Origin of the sequence: Janthinobacterium aestuarii, assembly GCF_051380835.1 — a bacterium.
Lineage (GTDB): Bacteria > Pseudomonadota > Gammaproteobacteria > Burkholderiales > Burkholderiaceae_D > Janthinobacterium > Janthinobacterium aestuarii.
In genome coordinates this window covers 220,274-246,334 of record NZ_JBNYXU010000002.1, presented here as the reverse complement: position 1 = coordinate 246,334, position 26,061 = coordinate 220,274, and the positions used below count along the sequence as shown (strand labels likewise).

Below are 26,061 nucleotides of genomic sequence, written 5' to 3'. Positions count from 1 at the left end.
TGTACATCGACTTCAGATTTGGCATGCCTCAGTCGGGGAATAATTGTCCCGACCTCTGGTTCGTATTCGTCAGTGTTCGTTTCAAAATTAATACCAATTGGGTCAGCTGTGAACAGTAGCGTTGAGAGCGCATCGAAGAGCTCACGATACTGTAGTCGAACAGCTTTCCTCTTCTCTATCTCGATGCTAACCATCAATACTATCCTGTTTTCCGGCTACAAAAATAACCGTCTGCTTCTGGCCGATTGCCGTCGTCGGCAGGCTCCTCCCCTATCCGGACGTCGGAGGCAAGTGTGCTGCTGGCCAAGGCCGGCCCAGCATCGGCCATGTGCAGAAGCTCACCGGGCGGCGGCATAGAGCGCGTCAACGTCCCCGCCTCGGATCAGGTCGAGGTGCCGGCCAATCCATTCTGCTGGGCGATCCCACCAGGCGATTTCCAATAGCCGTTGCACAGAAGCGGAATCGAAGCGCTCCCGGACGACACGTCCCGGATTGCCGCCTACGATGGCGTAGGGGGGAATGTCGGCGGTGACAACCGAGCGCGCGGCGATGATAGCGCCATCGCCGATCCGCACCCCAGACATGATGAGCGTGTCGTAGCCGATCCAAACGTCGTTGCCGATAATCGTATCGCCCTTATATGGCAATTCGCCCTCGATAGGGCGTGCAGTTTCCCAGCCATTGCTAAAAATGAAGAAGGGATAGCTTGAAATTCCGTTCATTTGATGGTTGGCGCCGTTCATGATGAACTTCACCCCACGCGCGAGCGCGCAGAATTTGCCGATTCTTAGGCGATCGCCGATGAACGGGAAATGGTACAGGACATTGTCTTCGAACTGGCTGACGCCGTCGGGATCGTCGTAATAGGTGTAATCGCCGATTTCAATGTTGGGACGGGTGATAATATTCTTTAGAAAACAGATTTGCGGGAATCCAGGCATCGGGTATGTGGTGTTTGGATCAGGACCTTCCATGCTCTCTCCGTTTTAATACTCCGGGTGAAGTATGCTACAGCGTTCCCGGAATTACATTAACTCATGCACTTCACAGGGTGCTCGACAGTCCGTTCCTGGCCGGCTACCGCCGTTGGCAATTCAGCCCGGCGGCTCAATCCGCTAGATGCAACACTCTATCCTAATTGGGTAGTCGCCACATTACTTAGAGCACGCTAAAGTTAAGCAGCCAGCGCAAGCTTCTGCTTTGATGTCGTGCCGATAGTGGTTTGGATGTGATTGATTCCCGTCCCCCCTGGTCGCATTGCCCCAAGGGCGAATGATATAGTGGCGGAAATGTATACACTGAAAGAAACTGCCATGAAAAACGACGCAACCACTCGCCCGCAAGCAAATCAGGCGCCTGCCAGGCTCAGCAAAGGGGACTTCGTCACCGTATTGCGCAAGCTGCTGCAAGAAGAAGCAAAGGCCGGCAAGTCCAGCGTGGACGTACGCGCTGCGAACCTGCACACCGAGGTTGGCGTTTATCCGGCGCGCGGCCACTCGATGCCGACCTGTTGCACGGTGATGTATGAAGAGATGCAGCCGGGTGACGAGATACTGCTGACGCCACCTGGCGGCAAGGGAGCTACGCTGCTGGTACGGTATAAATTCCCACGCTGATGCAGGCGCTGCTGTGGCAGCGAACCTATTGCCAAGAAAATCACGTCCTCTGATACGTCAATGCGCTGCGCGCAATCACGCACCAATCGTCGGTAACTTGTAGCGCGCCGAAGCAGGCGCTTTGCTGAGGCTGCCTCGCTTGGATGGCAGCCCGCTTCAAGAATTTTTCAATATTTATATAAGCTCTTATATAAACGGTGCTACCATGGTTGCATGAAACCTGGACTGGGCACGCAATTACGACATCTCATCGAACTGCTCGACGGCGCGGTCGAGCAGGCCTACGTGGAAGCGGGGCTCGATTACCGGCCGCGCTACACGCCGGTGATGCGGGTGCTGGCCGAGCAGCCGAGCGCGACCATTGGGGAGCTGGCTGCCCTGGGCGGCCTCACGCAGCCCGCCGCGACCCAGACAGTGGCCTTGATGGTGAAGAAGGGTCTGTTGACGGTAGCCGCCGGCGGCGAAGACGGCAGGCAGCGCGTGGTGCGCCTCAGCGCCGCAGGCGCAGCGCTGCTGCCGCGCCTGCGGTTGTGCTGGCAGGCGACCAAGTCCGCGGCCGACAGCCTCGATGCGGAACTGGCGTTTCCCTTGTCCGACTGCCTCGCACAGGCGATCGCCGTACTCGAGACGCGTTCCTTCGGCGCGCGCATCCGCGATGGCAGGCTGCGCCTGGATGCCCGCTCTGACGCAGGCACGACAATACCTGACGAGTAACCCCAATGATGCAGCCTCGCGCACTTTTTCACACAACGATCAAACGTTTCGTAGTCCAACTTGGAGGAATGTATGTCAGGTAGAAAGAAGTTTGTCGCGGCAGTCGTATTGGGCACGCTGCTGTCGTTGCACGCCTTTGCGGCGGAGGACACCGCCTTGAGCGCGGCCGATCGCACGGCGATCGTGCAGACACTGGCAGTGAAAATGAACGCGAATTACATCGAGCCAGCGGTGGCCGAACGGGTTGGCATTGCGATTGCCAGGAAAAATGCCGAAGGAGGCTATGCGACCGCCGCCAGCGTGAAGGCGTTCAGTGCGGCGCTGGCGAAGGATTTGCGGGAATTGAGCGGTGACTTGCATTTCGGCGCCGCGTTTTATGAAGGTCTTCGTGAACGCAGCGGTGCCGCCGAACTGCCCAGCCGCGCCAAGATTGACGAATGGCGCGACCAGACCACCCGGCGCGGCTATGACATCGAGAAGATCGAACGCCTTCCCGGCAACGTCGGCTATATCGAGCTGCGCGGCTTCGGCGGTCCGGAATTCGTCGCCGCGGCGTACACGGCGGCGATGTCGCTCATGGCGGGGACGGATGCGCTGATCCTCGACCTGCGCCGCAACGGCGGCGGCAGCCCGGCCAGCGTGGCTTACCTGATGAGTCATTTCTTCCCGTTCGGCGACGAGCGTCACCTGATCGACATGTACGATCGCCCGACCGGTACGACGCGGCAGTTCTGGACCGTGAAGACGGTCGCACAGCGTTACGACAAGCCCGTGTACGTGCTGACCTCGGCCCGCACGTTTTCCGGCGGGGAGGATTTCTCCTATGGCATTCAGGCGCAGAAACGGGGGACGGTGGTTGGAGAAACCACCGGCGGCGGTTCCAATCCCGTGAGCTGGTACAACGTAGGGCAGGACATCATTGTCGCGATTCCAACCGCGCGCACGACCAATGCCGTCACCAAAACCAACTGGGAGCATGTCGGCGTGAAACCGGACATCGCCGTGCCGGCGGCACAGGCGCTGCAGACGGCGCATGTCGCCATCCTGCGCAACCTGGTGTCATCGGCCAAGGAGGGTAACGAGCGCAAGGAACTGCAGCGCGTGCTGGCGATGGCGGAGAAGGGGGAGTCCGAGAAGCCGGTCTATACGCTCAGGGGCGAGCGTTAATATCGCGAAGCTGATCAAGCTTCTGGCGGCGCGGGGGGCGTAGGTCGGATTAGCGGCGGCACGCCGCGTAATCCGACACTACGGAGCCAACAATGGTGTCGGATTACGCTTCGCCTCGGCGGCTCCGCTAATCCGGCCTACGTGAATGATCGGAAATGGGCTGTGCATTTTTGACGTCAACGCACGCCACGACGCCTCTGAAAACCGTCGCGAGCAAGCCCAATGTCGGGTTGAGTAGCGCAGCCGTACTTTAGTAGGGCGAGCATTTAGTACGGCGAGCAACGCCGACCCGAGAGTGGGCTGCGCAGCAGGTTTGCAGGGGCGTCCCTCAGCTCAAGTCGCAATACCATACTTGTGTTGCGTCGCCTCGTACTGCTGCTTGAGCGACTCCAGCTTTGGATGCTTGGGGTCGATCTTGCGGATCACCTGCATCTGGTGCTGCGCCTGTTCGGCCAGCGGGGCTTCCCAGCCCAGCATGTTGAGCTGGCGCAGGATGGCGTCGACGGAGGCGAACAGCACGGGCAGGTTGCCTGGGGTTTTGCGCAAGGCTTGGCGCAGCACGAATACGGCTCCCTTGAACTCTCCGCTTTCCGACTTGCTGGCCGCATCCTGCATCAGTTCCTGCACCTGGTGCGTGATCTGCTGGCCCATGCCTTGCGCCAGGTCGTGGCGGCCCGCTTTTTCAAAGACATCGACGGCCGCTTCCATCGTCACGTCGCTGTCGGCTTCGTTGACGAGTTTCATCATGACGTCGGACGCCGCCTGTTCCAGGTTGTTTTTCAGGCAGCTTTGCACGAGGCTCACCTTCAGCTGCGTCGACAGGCCTCGCGCCGTGTCCAGCGCGGCGGCGGCCAGTTGCAGTTCGGTGGCGGCGGCGATGTCGTTGCCCGACAATTCATGCAGCATGGCGGCCGAGATGGCCCGGCAGGCTTCCACGTTGGCGCCGCCGCGCAGCGAGCGCTCCATGTCGCGCAGCACGCCGCTGGCCTGCGGCGCGTCGCCTTTCTTGACCAGCGTTTTCACCAGGTTCACGTGGTCTTCCGGATCGCGGAATTCCGAGTATTTTGCCTTCGCCACCACCTGCTTGTAGGCCCGTTCGGCCGCGCCGATGTCGCCCGTGTCGAAGGCGATGCCGCCCAGGTGGCGCAAGCGGCGTACCATGTGCGGCGAGATGGCCACCGCGTCTTCCAGGATTTTCTTCGCCTGCAGCTGCTGGCCCATGGCTTCATGGTTTTGCGCCAGCAGGTCGTAGGCGGCCATGAAGCGGGGATAGACCTCCACCAGTTCCAGCAGCGCGTCCTGCGCTTCCTCGTGGCGCTGTTGTTCGAACAGGGTGCGCGCCAGTCCCAGGTGGGCCCAGGCCATGGGGCGCGTGGCCAGCATGTCGGCGTACAGCTGTTCCGCTTCCTTCCATTCGTCCAGGGCGATGTGCAGCTCGGCGCGCAGGCGGGCGAAATCGGCCGCCAGGCGCGGGTGCTGCAGTTCGGCCGTGCGGCAGCTTTTCACGGCTTCGCGCAAGTCGCCTTTGTCGATCAGCTGATACGTGGGCAAAAAAATGGCACGCCGCTCAATGGCGCGCGCGATGCGTCCGCTCAGCACGTCGACGGTGAACGGTTTTAATATGTAGTCGGACGGGGTCAGCTCGGCCGCGCTGATCACCTTGCTGTGGATGGCTTCCGAAGTCAGCATGATGAAGATCGTCCACAGGCCGATCAGCTTATGGTGGCGCAAGTCTTCCAGCAATTGCTGGCCATCCTGGCCGTCGGTGCCGCTGCCAAGATCGTATTCGCACAGGATGATGTCGAACGGTTTTTTCGTCAGCAAGCGGATGGCCGTGCCGGCATTGACGGCATATTCCACCTTGGTGATGGCCGCCTGGTTCAGCATATTGTGCAGATTGCCCCGCATGCTGGGGTTCGGGTCGACGATCAGGACAGATAAGGCGCTAGTTTCTGGCATTGTTCAGCTCTCGTTCATCTGTTCGGTCATTTGCGGGAACTCTTCTTATATATGTCTCGGCCCTGCAGCATTATTTCTTATCAGCATACTGCAAAGCTGGCCGGCACTGCCAGCAAAATGCGTGCAATCGGGCGTAGGGCAGGGTGCAAGGCACATCCGGTGGCGCGCAGCGTTGTATTTCATGGTGCCGTTGTGCTGTGCGCCAGTGCCGGTGCCGCAAATTCCAGCACATAGTTGACTAGCATGATAGTATCCTAATTACAACTAATGTTGGATGCCGCACAATCTTGCGGCCAGGCATGCGCAAGGCTGTACCGGGCGCTTTTCTTCTTTCTGGTGTCGATACCCGTATGCGTGTTCCTGATCTTTCTTCCCTGCGGCGCGTTGCCGTTCCCCTCGCATTTGGCGGCAACAGCGAACAGCAGCATACCTATTTTGCGGAATTGCACCGGGTCGGCATGGTCACGCAGTTGCTGGGCATCATCGCCTACAGCATGACGTGGCTGCTGATGCCCGATCCCTTTCATCCGAACCTGTCGCATGCCGTGCTGGCGCTGCTGGGCATGTTGATCAGCCTGGTCGTGCGCTACCGCTGCACCACCTTGCCCGTGCTGACCGTTACGGGTGCCTGCGCCGTGCTGGCCCTGACTTTTGGCTTGCGCACCATGGCTGACGCGGTCCATCACGCCAGCTTCTGGGTCTTGCCGGTGGGCGTCTTCATGACCCTGGCGATTGCCTCCATCTTCAATGGCGGCCTGAGCTATCTGGCCGTGGTGGCCGGCGTGTGGTGGAACGTGGGCCATGGCCTGTATCCCGTCAACGCGGGCCTGCCCGACCAATCCTGGGCGCCGCTGATGATCGCCGTCAGCGTGCTGTTCGGGCTGGCGCTCAATGTCAGCTTCAGTTTATTGCGCTTGCGCAACTATCACTCCAAGGTGGAATTGACGCGGCTGGCCTTCCAGGACAGCCTGACGGGCCTGAACAACCGCCGCATGTTCACGCAGCGCGCCCAGCAGATGCATGGCGCAACTCACGGCGGCAAGCTGCATTTCCTGATGATCGACATCGACAATTTCAAGATCATCAACGACCAGCAGGGCCACGATGCGGGCGACGCGGTGCTCGTGCGTACGGCCGCCGTCATCGCGGACAAGGCGCAGGGTCATTTGTGCGGCCGTCTGGGAGGCGAGGAATTCGGCATCGTCTACGCGGGCGACCGGGAAGACGCGCGCGCCTTTGCCGGCGCCCTGGTCGAGGCCGTCAGCCAGGCTTTCCTGGCGGCACAGTTCGTGTCGATCAGCGTGGGCGTGGCCGAGCTGGACCGGAGCAAGGAGCTGGGCCACAGCTACCGGCTGGCCGACGAGGCCCTGTACCTTGCCAAACGGCAAGGCAAGAACCGCTATGTGATCGCCTGATGACCGGCTGAGGGTGTTGTTGCAGTGTCAAAAACTGCCGCTGTGCGGGGCAAAACGGTGGCAAAGGGCCAAGTTCCGGTCATAAGGCAGGGGTAAAACGGGTATAATGCGCGCAAAGGAAATTTGCCGTACGAAAGATATTGTCATACCTACCTTTAACCCGCAGCCACGCTGCATCAACCACCTTCCAATCATGTTGATACTGCCGGGTTCCAATGCCCTGTCCGTTTTCCGTAGCCACCGTCTGTTAAGCCAACTGCAAACCGTCTCGCCTGCGATTGTTGCTGTACAAGCACGCTATGTCCATTTTATCGATGCCAGCGCGCCTCTCACCGACGACGACAGCACGCGCCTTGGCGCCTTGCTGACGTACGGAGAGCCGGCCCAGGCTGACAATACGGAAGGCGCTGCCGAAGAATTCTTCGTCATCCCCCGTTTCGGCACGATTTCGCCGTGGGCTTCGAAAGCCACCGACATCGCGCACAACTGCGGCATGGCGCACATCAAGCGCGTCGAACGCGGCATCGCTTTCCGCATCAACCTGAAATCGGGCATCCTGGGCAGCGCCATCGGCGCCGGCAAATTGACGGACGAGCAGGTACAAGCCGTGGCCGACCTGCTGCACGACCGCATGACGGAATCCGTGCTGCGCAGCGCAGACGACGCCAAGGACCTGTTCCGCACCCTGGAAGCGCGCCCGCTCGAATCGATCGATTTGCTGGGGCAGGGCAAGGCCGCGCTGGAAACGGCGAACACGGAACTGGGCCTGGCGATGTCGGAAGACGAAATCGACTACCTGGACGCGGCCTTCACCAAGGCCGGCCGCAACCCGACGGACGTGGAACTGATGATGTTCGCGCAGGCGAACAGCGAGCATTGCCGCCACAAGATATTCAACGCCGACTGGACCATCGACGGCGTGGCGCAACCGAAGTCGCTGTTCGGCATGATCAAGAACACGCACGAACTGCAGCCGAAGGGCACCGTCGTCGCCTACAGCGACAATTCCTCGATCATGGAAGGCGCGACGGTGTCGCGCTTCTACCCGCGCGGCGACAAGCACGAATACGCGGCGTCGACCGAACTGACGCACACCCTGATGAAGGTGGAAACGCATAACCACCCGACGGCAATCTCTCCATTTCCAGGCGCCTCCACGGGCGCGGGCGGCGAGATCCGCGACGAAGGCGCAACGGGTCGCGGCGCCAAGCCAAAGGCTGGCCTGACCGGTTTCACCGTGTCGAACCTGTCGTTGCCGGACGCCGTGCGCAGCTGGGAAACGGCGGCTTCCGTGACGGCGCCGCTGGCTGGCCGCGCGGATGCGGACCAATACGGCAAACCGGAGCGCATCGCTTCGCCGCTGCAGATCATGATCGAAGGCCCGCTGGGCGGCGCCGCATTCTCGAACGAATTCGGCCGTCCGGTCCTGGGCGGCTACTTCCGCACGTATGAACAGAACGTCGGTACAGACAAAGACGCTGTATTCGGCTACCACAAGCCGATCATGATCGCGGGCGGTATCGGCAATATCTCGGCGCAGCACACGCACAAGAACGACATCCCCGTCGGCAGCCTGCTGGTGCAGCTCGGTGGCCCGGGCATGCGCATCGGCATGGGCGGCAGCGCCGCTTCGTCGATGACCACCGGCAGCAACACGGCCGACCTGGACTTCGACTCCGTCCAGCGCGGTAACCCTGAAATGGAACGCCGCGCCCAGGAAGTCATCAACGCCTGCTGGCAAATGGGGCTTGATAATCCGATCATCTCGATTCACGACGTGGGTGCGGGCGGCTTGTCGAACGCTTTCCCGGAAATCACCAACGATGCCAAGCGCGGCGCGATTTTCGACCTGCGCAAAGTGCCGCTGGAAGAATCGGGCATGGCGCCGAAGGAAATCTGGAGCAATGAGTCGCAGGAACGCTACGTTCTCGCCATCGCGCCGGAAAGCCTGCCCTTATTTAAAGCCATGTGCGAACGCGAACGCTGTCTGTTCGCCGCCGTGGGTGTGGCCACCGAAGAGCGTCAACTGAAACTGATCGACACGGAACTCGGTAACGAGCCGGTCGACATGCCGATGGACGTCTTGCTGGGCAAGCCGCCGAAGATGCAGCGCGACGTGGTCCACGTGGCCAACGATTTCCCTGCAATCGACCTGACGGGCATGGAATTGAAGAACGTGGCGCAAAAAGTGCTGCTGCTGCCGACCGTGGCCGACAAATCCTTCCTGATCACCATTGGCGACCGCAGCGTGGGCGGCATGACCGTGCGCGACCAGATGGTGGGACCATGGCAAGTGCCTGTGGCCGATTGCGCCGTCACCACCATGAGCTTCGAAGGTTATCTGGGCGAAGCGATGGCCATGGGCGAACGCACGCCGCTGGCCGTCATCGACGCCGCCGCCTCGGGCCGCATGGCCGTGGGCGAAGCCGTTACCAACATCGCCGCCGCGGCGATTGCCGACATCTCCGACATCAAATTGTCCGCCAACTGGATGGCCGCCTGCGGCCAGCCTGGCCAGGACGCAGCCTTGTACGACACGGTAAAAGCCGTCGGCATGGAACTGTGCCCGGCGCTGGGCATCAGCATCCCCGTCGGCAAGGATTCGCTGTCGATGCGCACGACGTGGAAAGACGAAAGCACGGGCGCGGCGAAATCCGTCACGTCGCCGGTGTCGCTGATCGTGTCCTCGTTCGCGCCAGTGACGGACGTGCGCAAGTCGCTCACGCCGCAACTGAAAACGGACAAGGGCGACACGTCCCTGATCCTGATCGACCTGGGCCGCGGCAAGAACCGCCTGGGCGCCTCGGCGCTGGCGCAAGTCATGGGCCAGCTGGGCAACGCCACGCCGGACGTCGACAGCGCGGAAGACCTGAAAGGCTTCTTCGCCGCCATCCAGAAATTGAACAGCGACGACAAGCTGCTGGCCTACCATGACCGTTCGGACGGCGGCCTGTACGCCACCCTGACGGAAATGGCCTTCGCCGGCCACACGGGCATGTCCGTCAACCTGGACATGCTGACGATGGAAGGCGAGCATTCTAGCGACTGGGGCGACGCCAAGAACTGGGCCGGCCAGGTAGCGGAACGCCGCAACGAACTGACCCTGCGCGCCTTGTTCAGCGAAGAGCTGGGCGCCGTGATCCAGGTGCGCGCGGAAGAAAAGTCGCTCGTCATGGACGTGCTGCGCACCTTCAACCTGGGCGCCTGCAGCCATATCATCGGCAAATTGAACGACCGCGACGTGATCGAATTCACGCGCGACGCCAAGCTGATTTACACCCAGCCGCGCGCCGAACTGCATCGCCTGTGGAGCGAAACGAGCTGGCGCATCGCCCGCCTGCGCGACAATCCTGCGTGCGCGGACGCCGAATACGACCGCCTGCTGGACGTGCAAGATCCGGGCATGTCGCCTATCGTCACCTTCGACCAGAACGACAACATCGCCGCGCCATTCATCGCCACCGGCGTGCGTCCGCGTGTCGCCATCCTGCGCGAGCAGGGCGTCAACTCGCACATCGAGACAGCCTACGTGATGCATCAGGCAGGCTTCACGGCTGTCGACGTGCACATGAGCGACCTGATTGCGGGCCGCGTCAAACTGGATGACTTCCAGGGCGTCATCGCCGTGGGCGGCTTCTCGTACGGCGACGTGCTGGGCGCGGGCGAAGGCTGGGCGAAAACCATCCTGTTCAACGCCAGCCTGGCGGAACAGTTCGCGCGCTTCTTCAACCGCACGGACAGCTTCGGCCTCGGTATCTGCAACGGCTGCCAGATGATGAGCAACCTGAAATCCATCATCCCCGGCGCCCACGCCTGGCCTAAATTCACGCGCAACAAGTCGGAGAAATTCGAAGGCCGCTTTGCCATGGTCGAAGTGATGGATTCCCCATCGATCTTCTTCAACGGTATGGCCGGCACCCAAGCCGGCATCGCCATCGCCCACGGCGAAGGCTACGCCGACTTCTCGCAAACGGGCGACATCACCCAGGTCACCAAAGCCATGCGCTTCGTCGACAACAAGGGCGCCGCCACCGAAGCGTACCCGTACAACCCGAACGGCTCGCCGGAAGGCATTACCTCGGTGACCACACCGGACGGCCGCTTCACGGTGCTGATGCCACATGCGGAGCGGGTGTTCCGTTCGGTGCAGCAGTCGTATCATCCTGAAGCTTGGGGTGAGGATTCTCCTTGGATGAGGATGTTCAGGAATGCGCGGAAGTTTGTGGGGTGATTAGCTAAGTAATCCTCAGGAAATTATTGTAAAGTTATGACGAACAGAACCGGATGCTGTGCAAGGCGCTCGCTGCTAGCAGCGGGCAACGCAGCAGAGCGCCGGTTATGGAAGTCAGAAATCACAAGAATTTATTGGGGGTTACTTAGCTTGCATGGTGGCGCTTGAATTTAAGGCGCTGCTATTGGGAAGAATGAGAAAACCGCTATCGGAAGACAGCGGCTTTTTATATTTGCAGATTCATTTTTTTAATTCTGCAAACTAATCAATAAGTGCTCGGCCAAAAAGGAGAGTTGTGTAATTATTGATGTCGCAATGAGTATTTTCTTTAGATGTACCTCTAAGGTCTTTAAGGTAGACATTTCTCTGGACTAGTGTTTCTATGTTGGCTTGCTCAATTGTTCGCGGCCCACCTGGGCGGCCAAGCATTATGGATAAAATATTTAATATTATATCTAGATAGTAGTGAGCGCATTGTACTATTTCACCCAATCCGTCGGTGCTCTTTCCATTATGAACAATTTGGTTTCTTGTTCTGTAAATTCTGTTTATGTCATATTTTATTCTGTTTGAAATATTTTCATTATGGGTTAATATTTTTTCTGCGGATTGACACCATTTTATGCAAGAAAATATTCTCTGCCTAAGTAGTGGGTTGCAGTCCAGTTTTTTTTAGAAAATCCGTCATCGGAATTTCGTATTTTTTTATAGATATTGCGGCAGAAAATCCATAATGATTTTCTCCAGTTTTTAACTCAGGAAATTTTTCAACAGTTTCATTCCATTGAGCTAAATGTGATGCCACTATTTCTGACCAAAGTTCAGCAAATTCATATGATATCCATCGTCCACTTATATATGGATCAACAGCATTCAATATTTCTTTTATCTTTGAGGTATCACCTCTTCTAACAAATAGGGTTTCGAAAGCAATCCAAATATTTAATAATTGAGATTCATCCTCAGGTGCGGAAAGGGCTGTACCATGTAATTCAAGTGCACGGATAAACCTATTTACACTACCTGCCTCGGACATGCGAAAAATAGAAGAAAACTGTAAAAGTGTGTCTTTTTCAATCCCGGTTGGATCATGAGGAACTCGCAATACTGGTGGTCTAGGCCGATTAGAGTGAACGGGAGAACCATCTTTTCCTTCAATTGACACCACAGCTGGATTTTCAATAAAAAAACGTTGGCTGTGAATTGAGAATTTTAACAAATCATCTAATAAACGTAGTCTGCGTTCCGACAGTTGTCTTGCTGATTGAGGATCAAGTGCTTGAACTTTTTCGAAGCATACAATTGACTCCCAGTCATGTTCATTAAAGAATCGTTTCGTTGTTGCAGGAAATTTCTCCAATATATTTTCAGCATCAATCGATGCTCTTTTGTAAATCGCACTACCTATTGATGCGAAAGTTTCTGATACCCCGCTGGCAATTCCTGATATTCCAAAATACACTGTGTATGAATGTTTTTTTAAGTCAAAATTTGAAAAAAATTTATCCAGTCGACTTTTTGCATCCATTGGGGTTCTTGTTTTGTCAAGAAATGATACGTTTAGTAGATGATATATTGTTTGGGCTGGATACCCGGCATCTCGTATTCCTGCTATAAAGCCTTCCGTGAGCTTTATTAATTTTTCTTTTTCTCTTCCTCCTGATATTATTATTTTTATTATTTCTTCCGATGATTGGTCAAAATATCGTTTCTGTGCAAGCCTATTTTTAAGAATTTGAGCAGCTTCTAATTGATTGTTTATATCATTTTCCGATATTAGTGATTCGCTGATGTATGTTAACCTATCGCCAATTAATTCTGTTGCAATTATGTCCCCGCGCAGCGATTCTCTCAATTCATCTAAAAGAAGTCGGATATTGGCGCTAGTTGAGCTGTGAGGAGTCTCTTTTTGTTGCCTAACTAAGTAATTTATCTCTCTGCAAATTGTAAATGGCGCTGCTCTGTCTGATCGGCATAGAAGACTGCTTGTGTGAAGAAGTAGTTGTCGGGCTCTCTGAACAAACAATAGTAAAGGCATCGTCTCATTTTCTTCACAGCCCCACGTCTTTGCATGTGTAGATAAAACTCTATTAATAGCCATTTCCGTCTCCAAGTTATTTTATTTATTAAAGTGCATTTGCAAAGTTTACAATCACCACCGCCGACGGCACCAGCAAAAACTGTGCAATCAGCGTCCCCGCCAATCTGTTCCCCACCAGCCACACCACCGCTCGCCGAAATTGAGATTCTTCGATCTTGCCTTCGATGACGTCATCCGTCATGCCCGACACCACGGGTCGATGAAGACGGCCATCATGATGGTGGCGCCGCCGTTGATGATCGATGACAGGGTGCTGGAGGTGACGCGCACGCTGGGGTCCAGCACGCCTGCGTACAACGCGGCGAAGACGCCTACCGTCCACAGGGCCGTGGCGATGACGTTCATGGCTGTCATGGAGACGGAGACGCCGGATTTTTCGCGCAGGCCCGTGACGTTGGCGGGCTTGGGCAGGCTGGCGGAAGTCTTGAGGTAGGACAAGCCGCCCTTGAAGACGGCGTGTAGCAGCAGTTTTGGTACCGACCGGTGCACCTGGAAGTGCTCGACGGCGCGGCAGAAGGCGCGCTGGAAGGTGGGGATCAGGATGGTCGCCAGGCTGGCGGAGAATAGCAGCCCGCGGAAGTCTATCAATAGCGTGCTGGCGGCGATGTGCTGGTCGATGCCCGTTTCCGCCCGCTTGGCGAGGAATGGTCCCAGGAAGGAATTCGACGTCCGCGACAGCAGCATCAGAATGCTGAACAGGGCCAGCGAGACGGCGATGCGCCGCGTGCGGATGCCGGCGATGCGCACGAAGTAGGCGAGGGTACCGATGATGTGGATGATGAACGTCAGTGCGCAAATCAGCAGCAATTGCTTGTCCATCACAACCTTGCAGTAAAGAAAATGTAATTCCATGCTGCCATGAAGTTACTTATTTTTCAACTGCATATAAGATAATCACGTGATCTAGCTTTTGTGGTGTTTTATGTGCGTTAGTGTGGCGTTGGCTGAATTTTCCCCCAAGGCAGAAACTGGGGTCAGACCCTGCAGGGGAAATGTCCCCCAATGGGGGACATTTCGATCACGAAGTGACTGACCCCGGCATTTGCGCGTGGGTTTGGCCATGCCGTCATCGGGGGCATAGCGCGCTCCCAGTGCTTGCATTCCAGCCCCGCGCCCTCAGCTAGGTGGGAGTGGTAGCCTGTAGCGCTGCCTCATCCGAACCAACCAGGAGAACCGCCATGAGTTTCGATTCCTTTCTGTCCAAACTGAAGACCAAAGCCAGCGAACTGAAAACCGAAGCGCTGAAGTACAAGAACAAGGATTTCCTGAATGCCGCGATGGCGGGATCGGCCCTGATCGCCATGGCGGACGGCAGCGTCAGTGCGGAAGAGAAGCAGAAGATGGTCAAATTCATTGAAAGCAATGATGCGCTGTCGGTGTTTACCACCACGGACGTGATCAAGGCTTTCCAGGACTATGTCGGCCAGCTCGAGTTCGACAAGGATATCGGTGAAGCCAAGGCGTATCAGGCGCTGGGCAAGATGAAGTCGAATGTGGAGGCGTCGCGCCTGCTGGTTCGCATGATCATCGCCGTCGCTTCGTCGGACGGCAATTTCGACGCCAACGAGCAGCGCGTGGCCAGCAAGATCGCGCGCGAGCTGGGCTTGACTCCTGCGGAGTTCGAGCTGCAGTAACTGCCAGGCCAGCCGGCTCTGGCTTGCTGGCTAGCTTAGCTCTTGTCCCACCACGGCGGCGTGCCCGACGACCAGGGGCACGTCATTTCCACTTCGCGTATCCTGTAGCGGATCTCGATCACCTGGCCTGGGCTGAAGGGACCGCGTTTCCAGTCGCCGGAATCAAAGACGTAGCCTTTGCCCTTGATGCAAAGGCTGGTCGGATTGTTGCCGATGGGGCCGGTCGAGTGCAGGGTGACGCGCACTTCGCCGTTGGCGTCCAGCGGGGCGTCGCCGCCCATGAAGAGTGGATCCGAGCCGATGTCGCAGACAGTGGTGCTGCCTATCTTGCTGCAGTGCTTGATATACGTTTGCTGGCGCGCATTGGCCAGGTAATCGTCATGCCGCATCGGCTTGCCGTTGTCATAGGTAAAGCGCAGGACGACTTGCGTGGGCTCGCTGGCCGGATGGCGCGTGGTGCTGGTGCACGCGGCGCTGATCAGGGCCAGCAGGGGCCAGGCCAGCAGGCGCAGGCCGCCGCGCAGCACGGTGAGTATCGGATTAGTGCGAGGTGTCTGCATTGCGCTCCATGGGCCGTTGCCATTCGTTTAAGGAATTTGGCGGCGATGATAGCACGCGATGGCAGCGCCTGGCCTGCCGCCCCTGTGCGCCGCCTCAACGCGACGCCAGGCCGATGTTTTGCACGTGGGAGGGCACGATGTCGCCGCCCGACACCTTCTGCGACGGCACCACCATCACCAGTTCGCCATCCACGCTGCCGTCATCGTTGTGGTTGATGCGCACCTTCATCTGGCGGTCCAGCGCGACGAAGGCGTTGCGGTCGGTGGCGACGATGCGGTGCTCTTCCTGCTTGCCGATACGCGCATACTTTTCAGCGCCGGCGAGGCGCAGTTCCAGGGTGTCGCCATTCGACAGATCATAGACGCCGACGAATTTCTTGAAATCCTGGCGCATCATGTAGCGCGGGTGTTCGGGCACATCGATGCGCAGCGTGTTGCCCGGCACGGTGACGGTGTGCTCGGGCGGCAGGGTTTGCGCGATGGCTGCCGTGCTGGCGGCAGCGAGGCACAGCAGTGTGCCCAGGATGATGGTTTTCATGTTGTTGTCCTCGTTGGTTGATGGCCTCTGGCGCGGGATGCGGGCGGGCATGGGGCAGGAACCAGTCTAGGCACAGGTTTGGCGCTGCGCATCGTTCATTCGGTGGAGAACTGCAAGGCATGCGGTGCCAATATTCGGCGCAACGATGCTACGGCGCACCGTGATTCATTTCTTGCAGCACTTTCTTGCATAGCTCGCCGTACCCCACGCCCGTGCCCCGTTTGTGTGCGGCCAGATCGTAGCGGGCGCTGACGTCGTCCCACGCCACGCTGCCGGGCAAGGGGCGCAAGGCGTCGTCGAGGTCCATCTCGAAATGGATGAAGTGCCCGTCGGCGCTCAGCAGCCTGCCGTACACGGCGGGCATGCCGGGGTAGGCCAGTCGCAGGTCGAGCATGAGGGCCGCGCCCAGCGCCACGCCATGGCTGGCCGCGTACTGGCGCAGGGCGTCGGGCAGGGGACGGGCGCGCCACCAGGCCGCCGTCTGTTTGATGGCGGCCAGGGTCAGCGCGTTTTGCTGTTGGACAGAATATTGTCTGCTCATGGCTGCCACCCATGCAAAAGGCCGCTTGCAGCCTCAGCGCGATGCCAGGCCCATGCTTTGCACGTGGGCCGGCACGATGTCGCCGCTGGCCAGTTTTTCGGCCGGCATCTGCATCAGCACTTCGCCGGCCACGCTGCCATCGTCGCGCAAGTCGATGCGCATGGCCAACTGCCGGTCCAGCGCCACGAAGCTGTTGTTGTCGGTGGCGACGATGCGGTGTTCTTCCTGGTCATCGATGCGCGCATACGTGATGGCGCCGATGCTGCTTGCATTGCGCAGGTAGAGCACCTGGCCGTTCGACAGCTCATAGCCGCCGCGGAACGGGGCAAACCTTTCCGCAGTCATGAAATGTTTGTGTGCCGGCAGTTCGATCGTTTGCAGGCGTCCGCCTGGAACGACGACGGTCTGGCTGTCGGGAAGCGATTGCGCATTTGCCAGCAGGGCGCAGACGCCCAGAGTGCCGGCCAGTATCCATGTTTTCATTTTTCTACCCATCCTTGAACTTTGGTGCCGTCCGCTGCCGGCGCGGCGATATTGTTGTCGATACCAGGGAAACCGAAGCGGCAGTCCGCACGCGCCGTGGTGACACTGGCAAGGAGCGGGCGACCGGTCTTGCCAGTGTAGGCAGGCAAGTTGTCCTGTACATCATCCGAGCGGATGAGACAGCCTCATGCGTCGAGCACGGCCAAGTGCGCCGTCGCGCCATGGATCAGCGCGATCAGCTCGCCCTGGCGCCGCGTATCCGTCTTTAAATAGGTGTGGTGCAGATGCGTCTTGACGGTATTGACGCTGATGCCGCCGCGCGCGGCGATTTCCTCGATGGTGGCCCCCTGCGCCAGCTCCTTGCCCACCAGCGCTTCGGCTTGCGTCAAGTCGAACAGCTGGCGCAAGGCGGGGACGGACGTGCTCGCCTGTGCAGGATCGCGCGCAATCAGCAGCGCACATGGAGGCTGGCAGGCGGCGAACAGGGTGACGGACAGGGCCAGCGGCGTTTGCTGCTTGCGCATCAGGCGCAGCGACTGGCATTGCGGTGGGCCGCCTGCACCGGCGCTGGCGATGACGAGGCGCACGGCACGCACGAGGGCGGGCGGTACAGCGTGCGCCAGTTGCGCCGCATGCAGGGCGTGGCCGGCGGGCGTGGCGAAGCGCAGCCCGAGGTCCGCGTCGAGCACCAGCACGGCGGCCCCCATGGCGTCGAGCGCGGCCAGCGCGCAGCGGCTGGCCAGTTGCGCCTCGCGCAGGCGCTGCTGCAAGCACAGGACGCGTTGCAGATGCGGTAAAAGTTCCTGCCATTGCCGGCTGTTCAGGGCGGCGCTGTCGAGCTGCGGCCAGTCTTCCATGCCGCAAGCCGTCTCGTGCAAGGCGGCGATCAGTTTGCCCACCTCCGCGTTTACTGTAGCTGTGCCCATGCTTGTCCCCATTGCCTGATTGCATCAGTGTGCCGCAGGCATGCAGGTGCGGAACTGGGTAAGGGCGGTGTTGCGCAGCGATCCGCCCCGCCTTTGTGAGGAGGGGCGGCCGCTGCCATCTGGCCTGGGCAACTATCAAGATAGTACAAAGACATCATTGCTGCAATGGTTTGCAATAATATGGTGGGATAGTGTTCTGTAGGAAACTTGCACGGGAAAAACACGTCCATGATGTAAGATTCGCACTATGACCGATTTCACATTTACCGATTGCCCATGAGTTCAATAATAATCCCCGATGTCGCCCTCGTCGACAACACTGAACAACGCACGCCATTGGTGCTCGTGCTGGACTGCTCCGGCAGCATGGATGGCGAGCCCGTTTCGCTGCTGAACGAAGGCCTGGCCTTGCTGGAGCAGGAACTCAAGTCCGATGTGATCGCCGCCAAGCGCGTGCGCATCCTGGTGATTCAATATGGCGCCCACGATGAAGCGGTGGTGGCCAGCAACTGGTGCGACGCCATGGATTTTACGGCGCCCCATCTGGAAGCGAACGGCACCACGCCGACCGGCGCGGCCGTCGAATTGGCGCTGGCCGAGATCGAGCAGGAAAAGCAGCGCTTCCGCCAGGCGGGCGTGGCGTACACGCGGCCATGGCTGTTCCTGATGTCGGACGGCGAACCGACGGACCGCTGGCAGCATGGCGCCGAACAGGCGCGCGCGGCCGAGCAGGCCAATAAGGTGGCGATCTTCCCCATCGCCGTGGGCGACAACGCGAACATCGATTCCCTGGGGCAATTTTCCAGCCGTGGCGAGCGGGGCGTGAAGCAGCTGAAAGGCTTGCAGTTCCGCGAACTGTTCCTGTGGCTGAGCGCCAGCATGCAAGTGGTGTCGCAATCGCGTCCCGGCGCGCAGGCGCAACTGGCCTCGACGGACGGCTGGTCTGTCGTGAGCACCTGATCGATGGCAGCAGTGCAAGCAACACAGGATTCCTGGCGCACGTTCGGCGCCTCCGTCACGGGCAAGGCGCATCTGGATAAAGAAATTCCTTGCCAGGATGCGCACGCGCATGCCGTCGTGAACGGCGTCCTGGTGGCCATCGTCTGCGATGGCGCCGGTTCGGCCAGGCTCAGCGAGCAGGGAGCGCAGTTTGTCGCAACGCAGACCGTGCAGGCGCTGGCCGGGCGGCTGGAGCAGGGCGCCACCGTGCAGGATTTACATGACGGCGCGCTGGCAGGCACCCTGGCGCAGATCCGCACCGCGCTGGACGACATCGCCCGCGCCGCCAACGCCACCCTCGACGACCACGCTGCCACTGTCGTCGGCGTGGTCATGGGGCAAGATACCGGCTTCTTCTTCCACCTGGGCGATGGCCTGGGCGTGGCGCAACTGCTTGATGGCGGCGAACTCATCTCGCTGCCCGCCAACGGCGAATACGCCAACGAAACATACTTTATCAGCGGCGAGCGCTGGCGCGAACAGCTGCGTCTGTTGCCGATTCCCCGGTCCGTGCGCGGCGTCGTGTTGATGTCGGACGGTTGCATGCCCTTTGCCATGAGCAAGAACAATACGGCCTTGTACGCGCCGTTCATGGATGCCGTGCAAGGCTATCTGCGCACGGTCGACAGCATCGAGCTGGGCAATGAAGCACTGGCGTCCACCCTGGCCGACCCGCGCACGCACCAGATCACGGGCGACGACAAGACCCTATTGCTGGCCTTGCGCGCATGAGCCAGAAGCAGGGCGTGACACCGGGTCTGAGTCCGGGCGCAAAAATATGGCTCGATAAAGTCCGTAGCCTGGTCTTGGGCAAACTCATCAAGAGCGGCGGCGCGGGCAGCGTGTATCTGCTGCCGGGTGCGCCCGCACAGGTTGCCAAGCTGTACCACCCGCACCTGGATCGGGCCGCCAACCGGCGCAAGCTCGAAGCGATGCTGGAACTGACGCCCGAACTGCCCGACCAGTTGGAAAACGGCAAGCGCTACGTGCAGATCGCCTGGCCGCAAGCGGCCGTGTTCGATGGCCAGGGCGGCTTTGCCGGTTTCGTCATGCCCCTGCTGGACATGGCGCAGACGGCCGAGCTGGAACAGATCATGCAGGAGCGGCAGGCGCGCGCGGCCGGCTTGCCCACGGGACTCGGACCCAAGCTGACCCTGGCCGCCAACCTGGCCGCCGTCATCGATGCGCTGCACCAGCAGCAGCATTACGTGGTCGATCTGAAGCCCGTAAACCTGCGCTTTTACCGCGATTCGCTGTACATCGCCATGCTCGATTGCGACGGCTTCAGCATCCAGGGCCATGCGGAGCGATTTCCTGCCGAGCAATTCACGGCCGACTACCTGGCGCCGGAATTCCAGCGCAAGGGCATGCCGGCGGGCACGGAAATGGCGCAAGACCGTTTCGCCCTGGCCGTCGTCATCTTTCAATTGCTGAATTTTGGCATTCATCCGTACAGCGGGCGGCCCGGCAATGCGCAAGTGGCGACCGATATTCCCGGGCGCATCCGCGACGGCTGCTATGCGTATGGCGTCAAACGCCACAAGCAGCTGGCGCCGAATGCCACCAGCGGCCATGCGCTGATGCCGCCCGAGCTGCGCGCCATGTTCGACCGCGCCTTTTCGCCTTCACCAAAGCCCCAGCGGCCATCGGCGGCCGACTGGGCGCTGTTGCTGCGCGGCTATGCCCAGCGCAGCGGCGGCAAGTTGCTCATTTGCACCGTGAATCCCGAACACCAGCATTTTGCGGGCCAGGGTTGCGCGGCTTGCGCACGCGACAAGGTCATCAGCGCGGCCGCGCAGGCCTCCGTGCAGGCGCAGCAGATGCAACCGCAACAGCAATCGCTGCCGCAGCAGCGCAGCGCGCGCCGCACGGCGCCTGGGCTGGCGCCGGTCATCATCCCAATGGCGGGCAACACGGGCGGTGGTATCACAGGCAAGGGCTGGGCCGTGGTGGTAGTGCTGATCGTGCTGTTCCTGATCGGCTTTACGGCCTGGACCTCGTCGCCAGACGAAGTCAAGAACAAGGCCAGCCTGCAGGCGCAAGCCGACCAGGCGGCTGGTTTGGAAGTATTCAGCTGGCGCCAGCGCAAGACGGGCGGTTTCCAGCAGTCGGACGCGCGCAAGGCCTTGCACAGCCTGTCGCAAGCGGTCAGCAAGGGCGATGACGACGCCGTCACGCGCGGCTTGCAAATGCTGTACCGGGCGGGCGAGGACAAGTCGTCGCGCTACGAGGGTGACAAGGTGCGCGCCCGCCTGCGTACCACCTTGATGGAAGGCCTGGGCGCGATGCCCGGCTACGCCCCCGAATTGGCGAAAACCTATCTTGACCAGTTGCAAGCCGACCCGCGCGACCACCTGGCAGCGGCGGCCATGGGCCGCATGCACCTGAGTTTGAATGAACCGCAGGCGGCGCGCCAGTATTTCGAGCAAGCCGTGTGGGCCCGCCCGACCGATGGCGTGGCCTGGTTGGGCATCGCGGCCACGGCGCTGCTGCGCGGCGGCGACGAGCAAGATGCCGTCAACATGGTGGCGCTGGCACAGCTGACGTCTTATCGTTACGCGGTGGAGAACGCGATGCCGACAGAACCGGGCGAGCCGGCCGACAATGGCGTCGCCGCCACGGAAAAACGCATGGACCGGGCCGCCAAGGTGTTGCGCCTGGCCCAGGGGTGGGCCTACCAGAAGCGCTGGGACAAGGCGCTGGCCGATGGCGCGCTGCTGGCGGCCAAACTCAAGGCCTTGCCGCCCCTGCCGGACCAGCTTGCGGGCGTGCAGCGCGACACGATGACGACAGTGACTTATGGCGTGCTCGACGAGAAACAGTCGTCAGGTGAAAACCGCCTGACCCTGAGCATCGCGGCAGACGGCAGCCTCAGCTATGCAGCGGCGGAACGGCCGATGGAACCGATACTCAACAAGGTCTTGCTCGATAGCGTCAAGCGCTGGACCTACTTGCCTGCCGTCAAGCATGGCCAATTGCAGGATGCCAAGGTGGAAGTGCTGGTGCGCTACCGTAATGGCCGGGTCAGCTTTGTGCCGGCTGAGGCTCGTGTCTCGCCGGAAGATTAAAGGAATCGTATGAAAATCAAGACCCTATGCGCGCTGTTGGGCGCTTCCTTGCTGTGCCCAGGCATGGCGCAGGCGGAAATCGTGCAGCGCCAGGTGCTGACAAGCATGGCCAGCGAACGCGATAGCGAAGGCGGCGATGTGTTCACTATTGCTGGCACGACGGCTTGCGGCGGCAAGCAGATACGCATGGATGCCCGCTCGGTGAATCTGGACGAGGCGCCGTACGATGCGCTGAAAGCCGATCTGGCCCGGCACATCCGCGCCAGAACGCCCGTGCTCGTCACCCTGAAAAAATGCCCGGAGGATGCGAGCGTGCCCATCGTGCGCCAGATCGCCGCCTGCACGCCAACCACTTGCGCCGATGGCCGCGCGCGGCTGTACCTGCACGAACGTTTCTTCCCCGTCGAGCAGGAAAAAGCACCGAATGTGCTGCTGTTGCCCTTGCCGAAAGGCAAGCTGCCGGGCACGTGGAAGGTGGACGTTTACAGCGTGGCAGGCCACAAGCTGCGCCTGTCAGGCCATGTCAACCGCGCCGACTATGCACAAGGCGAGCTGGTGGGCGGCTATGTCACGTATTACCCGAATGGCAAGATCGAGAAACAGGTGGCGCAGGATGGGCAGGGCCGGCAGCACGGCATCGGCAGCAAGTATTTTCCCGATGGCACCCTGGAGTTGCGCGGTAATTGGCGCCATGGCTTGCCCGAGGGCGAGCAGCAGCGTTATCACGCCACGGGCAAGCTGAGCGAGACGAGCAGCTACCGCGATGGCAAGCAGCTCGACGGGCCCGTGCAGAAGTTTGATGAAAATGGCAAGTTGAGCAGCAGCTACACTTTGCGCGACGGCAAGATGGAAGGCGAGATGCTCACGTATTTCCCGGATGGAAAAATCTCCAGCCGCGCGGAAATGCAGCACGGCAAGTTCAACGGCGTGAGCACGAATTACTACCCGGATGGCGCCGTGCGTGCCAGGATGACGCAGGTCAACGACCTGCCGACGGGCGAGGCGATGGAATTCTATCCCGATGGCAAGGTGGAAAGCCGTCAGCAGTACGGCGACAAGGGTGGGCTGCTGAGCGTCCAGCGCTACAGCGCGCAGGGCGTGCTGATCCTGGAACGACGGTGGGACGCGCAATTGCGCGAGCAGGGCACGTCGCGCTCGTGGTACGAGAATGGCAAGCCCGAGCAGTCCATCGAGTACGTGAATGACCGGCGCGAGGGATGGAGCCGCAGCTGGCGCGAGGATGGCAGCCTGAAAAGCGAATGCCAGTATGTGGCCGGCAAGGCCCAGGGCGACTGCGGCGAAGCGCCGCCAGCGCCGGAGCTGTTGCGCAAGGAGCAGGCATGGCGCGCACTTTGAAACATTTGTTTGGCGCCATGCTGCTGTTGCCGGCGCTGGCCCACGCCGAAATCGTGCAGCGCCAGGTGATCACGGCAATCCAGGCTGTGCCCGGCAGCGGCGATGTGCTGACGGTGGCCGACGACACGGGCTGCGGCGGCAGGCAGCTGCGCATGGATGCTGCATCGCTAGGATTGAGCGAGGAGCAGTATGGCGTCATGAAGGCCGAGCTGGCCAACATGATACGCGACAGGAACCCCTTGCTCGTGCGCCTGCATGCCTGCCCGGCGCCAGACCATGCCGGCGCGGATGCCATCCCCGTCATCCACATGCTGCGCGGCTGCGATGAGCACTGTGCCGACGGCAAGGCCCATTTATATCTGAACCACAACCTGTCGCGCGGCGAGGTGATGGAGCAGGCGCGCTATGCGCTGCTCCTGCCGCTGCCGCCGGGCAAGACGCCCGGCACCTGGCAAGTCGAGGTGGTGCACGCGCGCGAAGGCGAACCGAAGCGGCTGATAGGCCAGGTCAACGATCCCGATTACCTGCGCGGCAAGCTGGTGGGCAACTACAGCATGTATTACCCGCATGGATCGCTGGAAATGCAGGTGGCGCGCGATGGACGCAGCTTGCAGGAGGGTGTGCAGACACTGTATTACCCGGACGGCAAAGTTTCTATGCGTAACACGTGGCGCAATGGCATGCAGGAGGGGGAGGAACAGACTTATCACCAGAATGGCAAACAGATCGAGTCGCGCACCTACCGCAACGGCGCACGCGCCGATGGTGTGGTGGAAACGTTCGACAAGGACGGCAAGCTGAAAACGCGCACGACCCAGGTCAAGGGCCAGACGGATGGCGAGCTGCTGCTGTTCTATCCGGACGGCAGCGTGGAAAGCCGCAGCCAGCATGACAACGGCATCATGACGGGCCCCAGCACCGGATATTTTCCGGATGGCAAGGTGCAGCGCACTGCCAACTACGTTGACGGCAAGCCTGTCGGTGAAAGCGTCGAATATTATCCGGACGGTAAAGTTGCCAGCAAGCGCACGCATAGCGGCCACTTTGTCTTGCGCAGCGAACAGCGCTTCAGCCGGGCCGGCGTATTGATCGTGCACAAGCTGTGGAACGCGGGTGGGCGCGAGGAGGGCGCATTGCGTTCCTGGTATTCCGATGGCAAGCCGCGCCAGCTGATCGAGTACGTGGATGGCGAACGCCAGGGCTGGACGCGCCATTGGCGTGAAGATGGCAGTGTGGAAAGCGAATGCCGCTATGTGGACGATGTGGCGCAGGGGGAATGTACCGGGGCATCCGCCAAGATGTCGTACGCGGAGGATGGGATCGAGTTTGACATGCCGGAACCGTGAACAGGGAAAGTCATTGCCGTTCGATCACTGATGCGTGGCTTGCCTTTGCGAGACATGTACAGCTACTGCAGTGACACTGGATGGCGTCCGGCATTCGTCCGGTCGCAGCATTGTGCCGGTGGCGTCAAACACCGTTGCCCGCCTGGACGGGACCTCGGCGCATGGCTTGCTTGCGCCGAGCAGGGCCTTTTGTGGTCGACTGCTTTCGTCCTATTGTGTTGAAAAACGCGGGTACGTTGATGTTTAGATAGAAAACCTGTCAGCCTCGACTGGCCAGAACCGTCGCTATTTAACGATCACCGACTGCTTGGAGGTCCGAGACCTCCCGAAATGGTTGCCGCTCGACATTTTCAACACAATGGCCCCGAAGCGGTCGTTCGATCTTGCGACAAAGCTTGGTAGCTGCAAAGTTCTAAACTGCATCGGAAGCATCGTCAATCACCTTGATCATGTGTCTGCCATACGATGTACCGGGACAGCAAGCACGAAGTTCCTCAAGGAGTTTGTGCTTGGTGTCCGGCATTGCAGTAGTAATGATCAGCTTGACAAAGGAGTGAAGGGTGTTCGACTCGGCACGGCCGATGAATGTACTGATCAAGGGTGTGATGAGATCAACGAAATCGAATGCGGCAATAATTTTTGCTGCGACGACCCGCTCCCTCCATCCTTCACTGGAAGTGAGAAGCTCGCAGATTTTCCAGGCGTCGGAAATTGCCACCAGTTGTTCAATCTTGCTGGCCGAACTCGCCCATCTTTCCGTGTACAGAGCGGATACAAGCTCATGAATTTTTGGATCAGATGCCGGGCGGTACGTCATTTGTCATTCTCAACATTTGTGAAGGGGTAGGTCTGCTCCTGGCCGGTTGGAGTCACCTCAAATTCCATACTTGTTCTGAACAGCGGTCTCAAGCTCAGCCTGCGCCAAGCCTCCTTGCTGCCAAAATTCAAAAAAATACTCTAATGTTTCGGCAGAAGCGCCAATATCCATAGGATGCAAGACGCATATGGCAGTTCTTATTTTCAAAACGTCTGGCTCGTCCGATTGGTCTCGCCCTTCAATTGCTCGCCAGAGACGTACACGCTCACTGATGACTTCCTCAGCCGTCGCCGCACCGGTGATGTATCGATTCGCCACAGCTGCTGCTGACTTGGCAACCTCAGGCAATTGTGAAGTCACTCTTCCAATAGCATCAATCATGAATCGCTGTGCTAAAGATTGTTCTGCAGGGTCATCCAGGTCCACCGCAGAGGCAATAGCATCAAAAAGTCCCTTACTCAACATTTGCATTAAGTTTCGGTGATTGCGCGATGCCTGCAGCGGGGGGCGCCTCTGGCAAATGGCGTTCCCCCAAGACACAGACTGGGGTCGTACCCTTAGGGTACGACCCCGGACCTTGCATGGGTTCC

21 protein-coding genes and 1 pseudogene are annotated in these 26,061 nt (G+C 59.6%); 11 read left to right on the top strand and 11 right to left on the bottom strand.

Annotation, left to right across the window (positions count from 1 at the left end; translation table 11 throughout):
- Positions 1 to 338: 338 nt before the first annotated feature.
- On the bottom strand, positions 339 to 974 hold the full coding sequence (locus tag ACQ4WO_RS07305; protein ID WP_436480840.1) for a CatB-related O-acetyltransferase: 636 nt from the start codon (positions 972 to 974) through the stop codon (positions 339 to 341).
- 339 nt (positions 975 to 1,313) lie between these two features.
- On the opposite strand from ACQ4WO_RS07305, the gene ACQ4WO_RS07300 reads away from it, so the two are divergent.
- The 3 genes from ACQ4WO_RS07300 (at position 1,314) to ACQ4WO_RS07290 (ending at position 3,497) form a co-directional block, all read left to right on the top strand.
- The gene (locus tag ACQ4WO_RS07300) at positions 1,314 to 1,616 is read left to right on the top strand and encodes an HNH endonuclease (RefSeq protein WP_436480839.1); all 303 of its coding nucleotides are present in this window, start codon (positions 1,314 to 1,316) and stop codon (positions 1,614 to 1,616) included.
- A 213-nt stretch (positions 1,617 to 1,829) separates the two neighbouring features.
- Positions 1,830 to 2,330 carry a MarR family winged helix-turn-helix transcriptional regulator gene (locus tag ACQ4WO_RS07295; protein WP_436480838.1) on the top strand — a complete coding sequence of 167 codons (501 nt, stop codon included), beginning with the start codon at positions 1,830 to 1,832 and terminating at the stop codon, positions 2,328 to 2,330.
- Positions 2,331 to 2,402: 72 nt separating this feature from the next.
- Positions 2,403 to 3,497 carry a S41 family peptidase gene (locus ACQ4WO_RS07290; protein WP_436480837.1) on the top strand — a complete coding sequence of 365 codons (1,095 nt, stop codon included), beginning with the start codon at positions 2,403 to 2,405 and terminating at the stop codon, positions 3,495 to 3,497.
- Between the two features lie 333 nt (positions 3,498 to 3,830).
- Here ACQ4WO_RS07290 and ACQ4WO_RS07285 read toward each other — a convergent pair whose 3' ends face one another.
- Positions 3,831 to 5,456, bottom strand: coding sequence for a response regulator (locus tag ACQ4WO_RS07285; protein WP_436480836.1), 1,626 nt, complete (start codon positions 5,454 to 5,456; stop codon positions 3,831 to 3,833).
- Positions 5,457 to 5,806: 350 nt separating this feature from the next.
- Between ACQ4WO_RS07285 and ACQ4WO_RS07280 the strand changes: the two genes are divergently transcribed.
- Positions 5,807 to 6,871 (top strand): GGDEF domain-containing protein, encoded by a 1,065-nt coding sequence (locus ACQ4WO_RS07280; protein WP_436480835.1) that lies wholly within the window; start codon positions 5,807 to 5,809, stop codon positions 6,869 to 6,871.
- A gap of 193 nt (positions 6,872 to 7,064) precedes the next feature.
- A complete protein-coding gene (purL, locus tag ACQ4WO_RS07275) occupies positions 7,065 to 11,102 on the top strand; it encodes a phosphoribosylformylglycinamidine synthase (protein ID WP_436480834.1) in 4,038 nt (1,345 codons plus the stop codon).
- 643 nt (positions 11,103 to 11,745) lie between these two features.
- Here the strand turns inward: purL and ACQ4WO_RS07270 are convergent.
- Both ACQ4WO_RS07270 and ACQ4WO_RS07265 read right to left on the bottom strand, forming a co-directional pair.
- A complete protein-coding gene (locus ACQ4WO_RS07270; protein ID WP_436480833.1) occupies positions 11,746 to 13,203 on the bottom strand; it encodes a hypothetical protein in 1,458 nt (485 codons plus the stop codon).
- Between the two features lie 25 nt (positions 13,204 to 13,228).
- Positions 13,229 to 14,022 (bottom strand): annotated as a pseudogene (locus ACQ4WO_RS07265) (lipid II flippase Amj family protein).
- A 359-nt stretch (positions 14,023 to 14,381) separates the two neighbouring features.
- Here ACQ4WO_RS07265 and ACQ4WO_RS07260 point away from each other — a divergent pair.
- Positions 14,382 to 14,837: a tellurite resistance TerB family protein gene (locus ACQ4WO_RS07260; RefSeq protein ID WP_096235317.1), complete on the top strand. Its 456-nt coding sequence runs from the start codon at positions 14,382 to 14,384 to the stop codon at positions 14,835 to 14,837.
- 35 nt (positions 14,838 to 14,872) lie between these two features.
- Here ACQ4WO_RS07260 and ACQ4WO_RS07255 read toward each other — a convergent pair whose 3' ends face one another.
- The 5 genes from ACQ4WO_RS07255 to ACQ4WO_RS07235 form a co-directional block, all read right to left on the bottom strand.
- On the bottom strand, positions 14,873 to 15,397 hold the full coding sequence (locus ACQ4WO_RS07255; RefSeq protein ID WP_436480832.1) for a hypothetical protein: 525 nt from the start codon (positions 15,395 to 15,397) through the stop codon (positions 14,873 to 14,875).
- A gap of 94 nt (positions 15,398 to 15,491) precedes the next feature.
- On the bottom strand, positions 15,492 to 15,935 hold the full coding sequence (locus ACQ4WO_RS07250; RefSeq protein WP_436480831.1) for a hypothetical protein: 444 nt from the start codon (positions 15,933 to 15,935) through the stop codon (positions 15,492 to 15,494).
- 148 nt (positions 15,936 to 16,083) lie between these two features.
- The gene (locus ACQ4WO_RS07245) at positions 16,084 to 16,476 is read right to left on the bottom strand and encodes a hypothetical protein (RefSeq protein WP_436480830.1); all 393 of its coding nucleotides are present in this window, start codon (positions 16,474 to 16,476) and stop codon (positions 16,084 to 16,086) included.
- A 33-nt stretch (positions 16,477 to 16,509) separates the two neighbouring features.
- Positions 16,510 to 16,959: a hypothetical protein gene (locus ACQ4WO_RS07240; RefSeq protein ID WP_436480829.1), complete on the bottom strand. Its 450-nt coding sequence runs from the start codon at positions 16,957 to 16,959 to the stop codon at positions 16,510 to 16,512.
- Between the two features lie 185 nt (positions 16,960 to 17,144).
- Positions 17,145 to 17,885 carry a helix-turn-helix transcriptional regulator gene (locus ACQ4WO_RS07235; RefSeq protein WP_436480828.1) on the bottom strand — a complete coding sequence of 247 codons (741 nt, stop codon included), beginning with the start codon at positions 17,883 to 17,885 and terminating at the stop codon, positions 17,145 to 17,147.
- A 276-nt stretch (positions 17,886 to 18,161) separates the two neighbouring features.
- Here ACQ4WO_RS07235 and ACQ4WO_RS07230 point away from each other — a divergent pair, with 276 nt between their 5' ends.
- From ACQ4WO_RS07230 to ACQ4WO_RS07210, 5 genes are read left to right on the top strand one after another with little or no spacing between them, the layout of a single operon-like run.
- On the top strand, positions 18,162 to 18,845 hold the full coding sequence (locus ACQ4WO_RS07230; RefSeq protein WP_436480827.1) for a vWA domain-containing protein: 684 nt from the start codon (positions 18,162 to 18,164) through the stop codon (positions 18,843 to 18,845).
- A gap of 3 nt (positions 18,846 to 18,848) precedes the next feature.
- The gene (locus ACQ4WO_RS07225) at positions 18,849 to 19,616 is read left to right on the top strand and encodes a PP2C family serine/threonine-protein phosphatase (RefSeq protein ID WP_436480826.1); all 768 of its coding nucleotides are present in this window, start codon (positions 18,849 to 18,851) and stop codon (positions 19,614 to 19,616) included.
- Positions 19,613 to 21,952, top strand: coding sequence for a hypothetical protein (locus ACQ4WO_RS07220; RefSeq protein WP_436480825.1), 2,340 nt, complete (start codon positions 19,613 to 19,615; stop codon positions 21,950 to 21,952). The genes ACQ4WO_RS07225 and ACQ4WO_RS07220 overlap by 4 nt, the downstream gene beginning before the upstream one ends.
- Before the next feature lie 9 nt (positions 21,953 to 21,961).
- Entirely contained in the window at positions 21,962 to 23,308 is a 1,347-nt protein-coding gene (locus tag ACQ4WO_RS07215; RefSeq protein WP_436480824.1) for a toxin-antitoxin system YwqK family antitoxin, read from the top strand.
- Positions 23,293 to 24,654, top strand: coding sequence for a toxin-antitoxin system YwqK family antitoxin (locus ACQ4WO_RS07210; RefSeq protein ID WP_436480823.1), 1,362 nt, complete (start codon positions 23,293 to 23,295; stop codon positions 24,652 to 24,654). The genes ACQ4WO_RS07215 and ACQ4WO_RS07210 overlap by 16 nt, the downstream gene beginning before the upstream one ends.
- A gap of 412 nt (positions 24,655 to 25,066) precedes the next feature.
- Here the strand turns inward: ACQ4WO_RS07210 and ACQ4WO_RS07205 are convergent, their stop codons facing one another.
- On the bottom strand, positions 25,067 to 25,471 hold the full coding sequence (locus ACQ4WO_RS07205) for a hypothetical protein (RefSeq protein ID WP_436480822.1): 405 nt from the start codon (positions 25,469 to 25,471) through the stop codon (positions 25,067 to 25,069).
- A gap of 57 nt (positions 25,472 to 25,528) precedes the next feature.
- Complete coding sequence (locus ACQ4WO_RS07200; protein WP_436480821.1) at positions 25,529 to 25,942, bottom strand: hypothetical protein; 414 nt, start codon at positions 25,940 to 25,942, stop codon at positions 25,529 to 25,531.
- Positions 25,943 to 26,061: the final 119 nt, after the last annotated feature.